Source organism: Candidatus Erwinia dacicola (assembly GCF_001756855.1).
Classification (GTDB): Bacteria; Pseudomonadota; Gammaproteobacteria; order Enterobacterales; family Enterobacteriaceae; genus Erwinia; species Erwinia dacicola.
The window spans coordinates 1-6,091 of the sequence record NZ_MAYS01000068.1 but is presented as its reverse complement, the minus strand read 5'-3'; the positions used below and the strand labels follow the sequence as shown (position 1 = coordinate 6,091).

Here is a 6,091-nt window from a genome sequence, read left to right as displayed (position 1 = left end):
ATCAGTGTGCCACTACACTAGGCGGGGTCGGATTTTTCTTCCTTTAAGAATGCTATGGGTCAGGTTTCTCTGGCCCATAATTTATCCCCGCTAAATTCCGCTTCATTTCCACCCCGCAGATCTTTTTTTATCTGCTTTTTTGTCAATCATTGTTTAACAAATATACTGAAATCAGTGAAGTTGTTACCGCCGGATAATTATTTTCGTAACCCTCTGGCAATCCATTCCCAAGTAGTTAGCTCTTGCGTATAGTAGCAGCGTTTTCCTGTACCAATAATTAGCATTACCGGGATGTAGAGTGAGTACAATGCTGTTTCGATGGTCGGTGCGTGTCTATTTCGAAGATACAGATGCCGGTGGTGTGGTTTACCATGCCAGCTATGTCGCCTTTTATGAGCGAGCACGGACTGAAATGTTGCGTCAACACCATTTCAATCAGCAGGCTTTGCTGGAAAAGCAGGTCGGCTTTGTGGTGCGTCGTATCACGGTTGATTACCTTGCAGCTGCCCGTCTTGATGATCTGCTTGACGTGCAGAGCGAGGTCATTGCCATGAGCAGAACGACCATGACATTCGCACAACGCATCGTTAATGCAGAAGGCCGTGTGCTCAATGAAGCAAAAGTCCTTATTGCCTGCATTAATCTACATCTAATGAAGCCGATAGCGCTTCCCAAGTCTATTGTCGCGGAGTTCAAGCAGTGACTGACATGAACATTCTTAATTTGTTACTGAAATCAAGCTTTCTGGTTAAGCTTATCATGTTGATTTTAATCGTTTTTTCTATTTTTTCTTGGGCCGTTATCATTCAGCGTACCCGTATTCTGAATGCTGCCACGCGTGATGCGGATGCCTTCGAAGATAAATTCTGGTCTGGTATCGAGCTGTTTCGTCTTTATCAGGAAAGCCAGGTCCGTCGTGATGAGCTGGGCGGTTCTGAGCAGATTTTCTACGCAGGCTTTAAAGAGTTTGCCCGTCTGCACCGTGCCAGCAATCACGCGCCGGAAACGGTCGTGGAAAGCGCGACGCGTGCTATGCGTATTTCCATGAACCGTGAACTGGAAGCGCTTGAAAACCACATTCCTTTCCTTGGCACCGTTGGTTCAATCAGTCCGTATATCGGCCTGTTTGGTACGGTATGGGGGATCATGCATGCCTTTATCGCGTTGGGCGCGGTGAAGCAGGCCACCTTGCAAATGGTAGCACCGGGTATCGCTGAAGCCCTGATCGCCACTGCGATTGGTCTGTTTGCAGCCATCCCGGCGGTTATGGCCTATAACTACTTGAGCCAGCGCGTTAACAAGCTGGAGCAGAACTACGACAACTTCATGGAAGAGTTCACGACGATTCTGCATCGTCAGGCATTCTCAAGCGACGTCAGCAAGTAAGTCGGAGGTTGGCATGGCCAGAAAACCTAGTCGCGGTGGTCGCTGCGAAGTTAAGTCTGAGATAAATATCGTACCGCTGCTGGACGTGCTGCTGGTGCTGCTGCTGATTTTCATGGCAACGGTGCCGATCATTACTCAGAGCGTGGAAGTCGATCTGCCGGACGCAACTGATTCTAAGACTGTCTCCAGCGATGATAACCCTCCGGTGATCGTCGAAGTTTCCGGAGTCGGGCAGTATAGTCTGGTGGTTGATCATGATCGGATGGAGCAGCTGCCACCGGAACAGGTGGTTGCCGAGGCGCAGCGTCGCATTACGGCTAACCCAAAAACCGTGTTCCTGATTGGCGGAGCCAAAGAAGTGCCCTATGACGAGATCATCAAGGCGCTCAACTTGCTGCATCAGGCCGGCATTAAGTCTGTCGGATTAATGACGCAGCCGATTTAATTCATTCGAACCGTTTTTGGGAACCGAGAGTGTCAAAGGCAACCGAGCAAAACGAAAAGTTAAAACGTGCCATAACCGTATCAGTCATTCTGCATATCATTTTGATTGCACTATTGGTATGGAGCTCGTTTGACGATAACATCGACGCTAGTGGCGGCGGTGGCGGTAGCGATATTGATGCAGTCATGGTCGATTCTGACGCGGTCGTGGAACAGTACAATCGTCAGCAAAATCAGCAGAGCGAAAGCAAGCGTGCCGAGAAACAGCGCCAGAAACAGGCCCAGCAGCAGGCGGAAGAACTGCAGAAAAAGCATGCTGCTGAACAGAAGCAGCTAAAGCAGATAGAGAAAGAGCGTCTGCAACTGCAGGAAGAAGCCAAACAGCAGGCCGCACAACAGGCAGCCGAGCAGAAACAGGCAGAAGCCGCCGCGGTAAAAGCGAAAGTCGATGCCAAAGCCCAGGCGGATGCCCAGGCAAAATCTGCGGCTGACGCCCAGAAAAAAACGGCAGAAGAGGCTAAAAAAGCCGCTGCTGATGCGAAGAAAAAAGCTGAGGCCGCAGCCGAAGCCGCTAAAGAAAAAGCCGTTGCCGATGCGGAAGCTAAAGCGGATGCGGATGCGAAAGCCGCTGCCGAGGCCAAGAAGAAAGCCGCTGCGGAAGCCGCGAAAGAGTCTGGTGATGTCGATGACCTGCTAGGCGACCTGACTTCAGGTAAAAATGCCCCGAAATCCGGTAAAGCTGCTGGCGGCGGTAGGACTGCGGGGCCGGGCAACCAGAAATCAGCAGGGGCATCTGGCGCGGAGATTAATGGTTATCTGGGGCAGATCACTGCCGCAATTCAGAGCAAGTTCTACGACGCGAGTACTTACGCCGGTAAAACCTGCAATCTGCGAATTAAGCTAGCTCCGGATGGTATGTTGATCAGTGTTCAGTCTGAAGGTGGTGACCCGGCACTTTGCCAGGCGGCCATAGCTGCTGCTAAGCAGGCTCGTATTCCTAAACCACCAACGCAGGCGGTTTATGAAGTGTTCAAAAACGCCCCGATGCGTTTCAAGCCATAATAATTCGGTAACAAGCGGCATGTTGAACTACGTTCACCATGCCGTATTCTTAGGTTTGTTGATTACAAGGCTATTTACCACGGGTGCTATGTCCGGGTAAGGGAGAAATAATGAAGCAGGCATTTCGTGTAGCGCTGAGCGTTTTAATGCTGTTTGTCGCGGTTGCGCATGCAGAAGTTCGCATTGAAATTACTCAGGGTGTGAATACCGCGCGTCCTATCGGCGTTGTGCCGTTTATGTGGGATGGCCCGGGTGCAGCACCGGAAGATATTGGTGGCATTGTTGCTGCCGACTTACGTAACAGCGGTAAATTTAACCCAATCGATCGTTCACGTTTACCACAGCAGCCAACCTCTGCTGCCGAAGTGCAGCCTGCTGCATGGACCGCACTGGATATTGATGCTGTCGTTGTGGGCCGGGTTCAGCCAGGCGCTGACGGTAGCTATACCGTTTCTTACCAGCTGGTCGACACCTCGGGTAACCCGGTTGCGGTACTGGCGCAAAACCAGTTCAAAGTCACCAAGCAGTGGCTGCGCTATGCCGCACACACCGCCAGTGATGAAAGCTTTGAAAAGCTGACCGGGATTAGAGGTGCATTCCGTACGCGTATTGCTTACGTGGTGCAGACTAACGGTGGACAGTTCCCATATGAACTGCGAGTTTCCGACTACGACGGCTACAACCAGTTCGTGGTACACCGTTCGCCGCAGCCACTGATGTCCCCTGCTTGGTCTCCAGACGGGAGTAAAGTCGCCTACGTGACCTTCGAAAGCGGTAAGTCTGCGCTGGTGATCCAGACGTTGGCTAACGGTGCCATCAAGCAGGTAGCCTCATTTCCGCGTCATAACGGTGCGCCTGCGTTCTCACCAGATGGCTCTAAACTGGCGTTTGCACTGTCAAAAACCGGCAGTCTGAATCTGTGTGTGATGAACCTAGGTTCTGGTCAGATCACCCAAGTGACTGATGGTCGTCACAACAGCACTGAACCGACCTGGTTCCCGGACAGCAATAGCCTAGCCTATACCTCCGACCAAGCCGGTCGTCCGCAAATTTATAAAATTGGTAGTAACGGCGGCACGCCGCAGCGTCTTACTTGGGAAGGTTCGCAGAACCAAGATGGCGATGTTAGCACTGATGGCAAATCAATGGTGATGGTCAGTACCAACGGTGGCGCTCAACACGTCACCCGACAAGATCTGGTAACGGGAGCCGTTCAACAATTAACGGACACGTTCCTAGATGAGACGCCAAGTTTCGCACCTAACGGCACGATGGTAATCTATAGCTCTACTCAAGGGATGGGTTCCGTATTGCGGTTGGTTTCGACGGATGGGCGTTTCAAAGCGCGTCTTCCGGCAACCGATGGACAGGTCAAATTTCCTGCTTGGTCGCCGTATCTGTGATGCATGTGTAAATATGTATGGCAAACTATAATAGGAATTAAATAATGCAACTGAACAAAGTACTGAAAGGCTTACTGCTGGCGCTGCCAGTAATCGCAGTGGCTGCATGTAGCTCTCACAAGAACAACAACAATGACCAGACCAACGGCATGGGAATAGGTGATGGTTCTAACAGCGGAATGAATAGCGGCAACATGTCTTCTGACGAGCAGGCGCGTCTGCAGATGCAAGAACTGCAGAAAAACAACATCGTTTACTTTGGCCTAGACAAGTATGACATCCAATCTGAATTCGCTCAGATGCTGGATGCACACGCTAACTTCCTGCGTAGCAACTCGTCTTATAAAGTGACTGTAGAAGGTCATGCAGATGAGCGCGGTACACCTGAGTACAACATCGCCTTGGGCGAACGTCGTGCTTCTGCTGTTAAAATGTACCTGCAGGGTAAAGGCGTTTCTGCTGACCAAATCTCTATCGTTTCTTACGGTAAAGAAAAACCTGCAGTACTGGGCCACGACGAAGCAGCTTATGCTAAAAACCGTCGTGCAGTACTGGTTTACTAAGAGAATTACATGATTAGTAGCTTCAGAACTCACCTGTTGAGTCTGTCGTTACTGATTGGCGTAGCGGCCCCTTGGGCCGCTAATGCCCAAGCAACGATCAGTAACGTTGGCTCCGGCTCGGTTGAAGACCGAGTCACCACTCTTGAGCGTATCTCTAATGCTCAGGCACAACTCCTCCAACAGCTTCAGCAGCAACTTTCTGCTAACCAAAATGATATTGACCAGTTACGTGGTCAGATCCAGGAAAACAGCCATCAGCTGAACCAAGTTGTGGAACGTCAGAAAGGCCTTTACCAGCAGATTGACAGTCTGAGCAGCGGTTTCGCTAATGCCAGCGCAGCAGCAGCTGGCAGCGATGCGGAGGCAGGCAATAGCGGTGCGTCAGGTAGCGACGCGGCGGCTCCTGCCGCTGCGCCTGTGCAAAACGGTGATGCCAACACCGACTACAATGCCGCAGTGGCATTGGTGCTGGAGAAAAAGAAATACGATCAGGCGATCGCCGCTTTTCAGGCATTTGTGAAGAAGTACCCAGATTCTACCTTCCAGCCGAATGCCAATTACTGGCTGGGACAGTTGAATTATAACAAAGGTAAAAAAGACGATGCGGCCTATTATTTCGCCACCGTGGTAAAAAATCACCCTAAATCTCCGAAGAGTGCCGATGCGCTACTGAAAGTGGGGGTAATCATGCAGGAAAAAAGCGACAAGGCAAAAGCTAAAAAGGTGTATCAGCAGGTAGTAAAACTTTACCCTAATACTGATGCAGCGAAACAGGCCCAAAAACGTTCAGCCGCTCTGTAAATGCTGAGTTATGGTCATTTGTGGTGTATGGGGATTCGAGGAAGGTGGCGTATCCTGCTGATTGATTTCTTACAGGATTTTAACAACAGAGAGGTGATACGCCATGTCCAATCTTACCCTACAGATGTTGCCGGAGCCAGTTGAGCCCACTGTTCCACTCCACGATTTACTCCGTACTGGTGCACAGCGGTTGATCGCCAGTGCGGTTGAGGCTGAACTGGCTGTGATGCTTGCCCGGTTTGCTGACCTCCGTCTCGATGACGGTCGCTAGGCGGTGGTGCGTAACGGTTTTCTGCCTGAGCGACGTATTCAGACCGGCATCGGTGATGTCAGCGTCAAAGTGCCGAAGGTCAGGGAGCGCAGTGGCAACGGCATACACTTCAACAGCACCTTGCTACCGCCATACCTGAAGCGAGCTACGTCTGTTGAAGA

7 protein-coding genes and 1 pseudogene are annotated in these 6,091 nt (G+C 51.0%); all 8 read left to right on the top strand.

The window, feature by feature from the left end:
* The first annotated feature begins 307 nt into the window (after positions 1-307).
* Positions 308-703 carry a tol-pal system-associated acyl-CoA thioesterase gene (gene ybgC / locus BBW68_RS01855; protein WP_209280444.1) on the top strand — a complete coding sequence of 132 codons (396 nt, stop codon included), beginning with the start codon at positions 308-310 and terminating at the stop codon, positions 701-703.
* On the top strand, positions 700-1,386 hold the full coding sequence (gene tolQ / locus BBW68_RS01850; protein ID WP_083264739.1) for a Tol-Pal system protein TolQ: 687 nt from the start codon (positions 700-702) through the stop codon (positions 1,384-1,386). The genes ybgC and tolQ overlap by 4 nt, the downstream gene beginning before the upstream one ends.
* A 13-nt stretch (positions 1,387-1,399) precedes the next feature.
* Positions 1,400-1,831, top strand: coding sequence for a colicin uptake protein TolR (gene tolR / locus BBW68_RS01845; protein ID WP_070133764.1), 432 nt, complete (start codon positions 1,400-1,402; stop codon positions 1,829-1,831).
* Between the two features lie 29 nt (positions 1,832-1,860).
* The gene (gene tolA, locus BBW68_RS01840; protein ID WP_070133763.1) at positions 1,861-2,892 is read left to right on the top strand and encodes a cell envelope integrity protein TolA; all 1,032 of its coding nucleotides are present in this window, start codon (positions 1,861-1,863) and stop codon (positions 2,890-2,892) included.
* 110 nt (positions 2,893-3,002) lie between these two features.
* Positions 3,003-4,295, top strand: a complete 1,293-nt coding sequence (gene tolB, locus BBW68_RS01835) for a Tol-Pal system beta propeller repeat protein TolB (protein WP_070133762.1) — start codon at positions 3,003-3,005, stop codon at positions 4,293-4,295.
* 44 nt (positions 4,296-4,339) lie between these two features.
* Complete coding sequence (gene pal, locus BBW68_RS01830; protein ID WP_070133761.1) at positions 4,340-4,858, top strand: peptidoglycan-associated lipoprotein Pal; 519 nt, start codon at positions 4,340-4,342, stop codon at positions 4,856-4,858.
* A 9-nt stretch (positions 4,859-4,867) separates the two neighbouring features.
* Complete coding sequence (gene cpoB, locus BBW68_RS01825) at positions 4,868-5,659, top strand: cell division protein CpoB (protein ID WP_070133760.1); 792 nt, start codon at positions 4,868-4,870, stop codon at positions 5,657-5,659.
* A 103-nt stretch (positions 5,660-5,762) separates the two neighbouring features.
* Positions 5,763-6,091: pseudogene (locus BBW68_RS19350) on the top strand (transposase); the annotation flags it as partial.

What these genes read in the sequence shown, in the direction of transcription:
- ybgC (WP_209280444.1), top strand. Translation starts at nt 308, where the DNA reads ATGCTGTTTCGATGGTCGGTGCGTGTCTATTTCGAAGATACAGATGCC.
- tolR (WP_070133764.1), top strand. Translation starts at nt 1,400, where the DNA reads ATGGCCAGAAAACCTAGTCGCGGTGGTCGCTGCGAAGTTAAGTCTGAG.
- cpoB (WP_070133760.1), top strand. Translation starts at nt 4,868, where the DNA reads ATGATTAGTAGCTTCAGAACTCACCTGTTGAGTCTGTCGTTACTGATT.
- tolB (WP_070133762.1), top strand. Translation starts at nt 3,003, where the DNA reads ATGAAGCAGGCATTTCGTGTAGCGCTGAGCGTTTTAATGCTGTTTGTC.
- pal (WP_070133761.1), top strand. Translation starts at nt 4,340, where the DNA reads ATGCAACTGAACAAAGTACTGAAAGGCTTACTGCTGGCGCTGCCAGTA.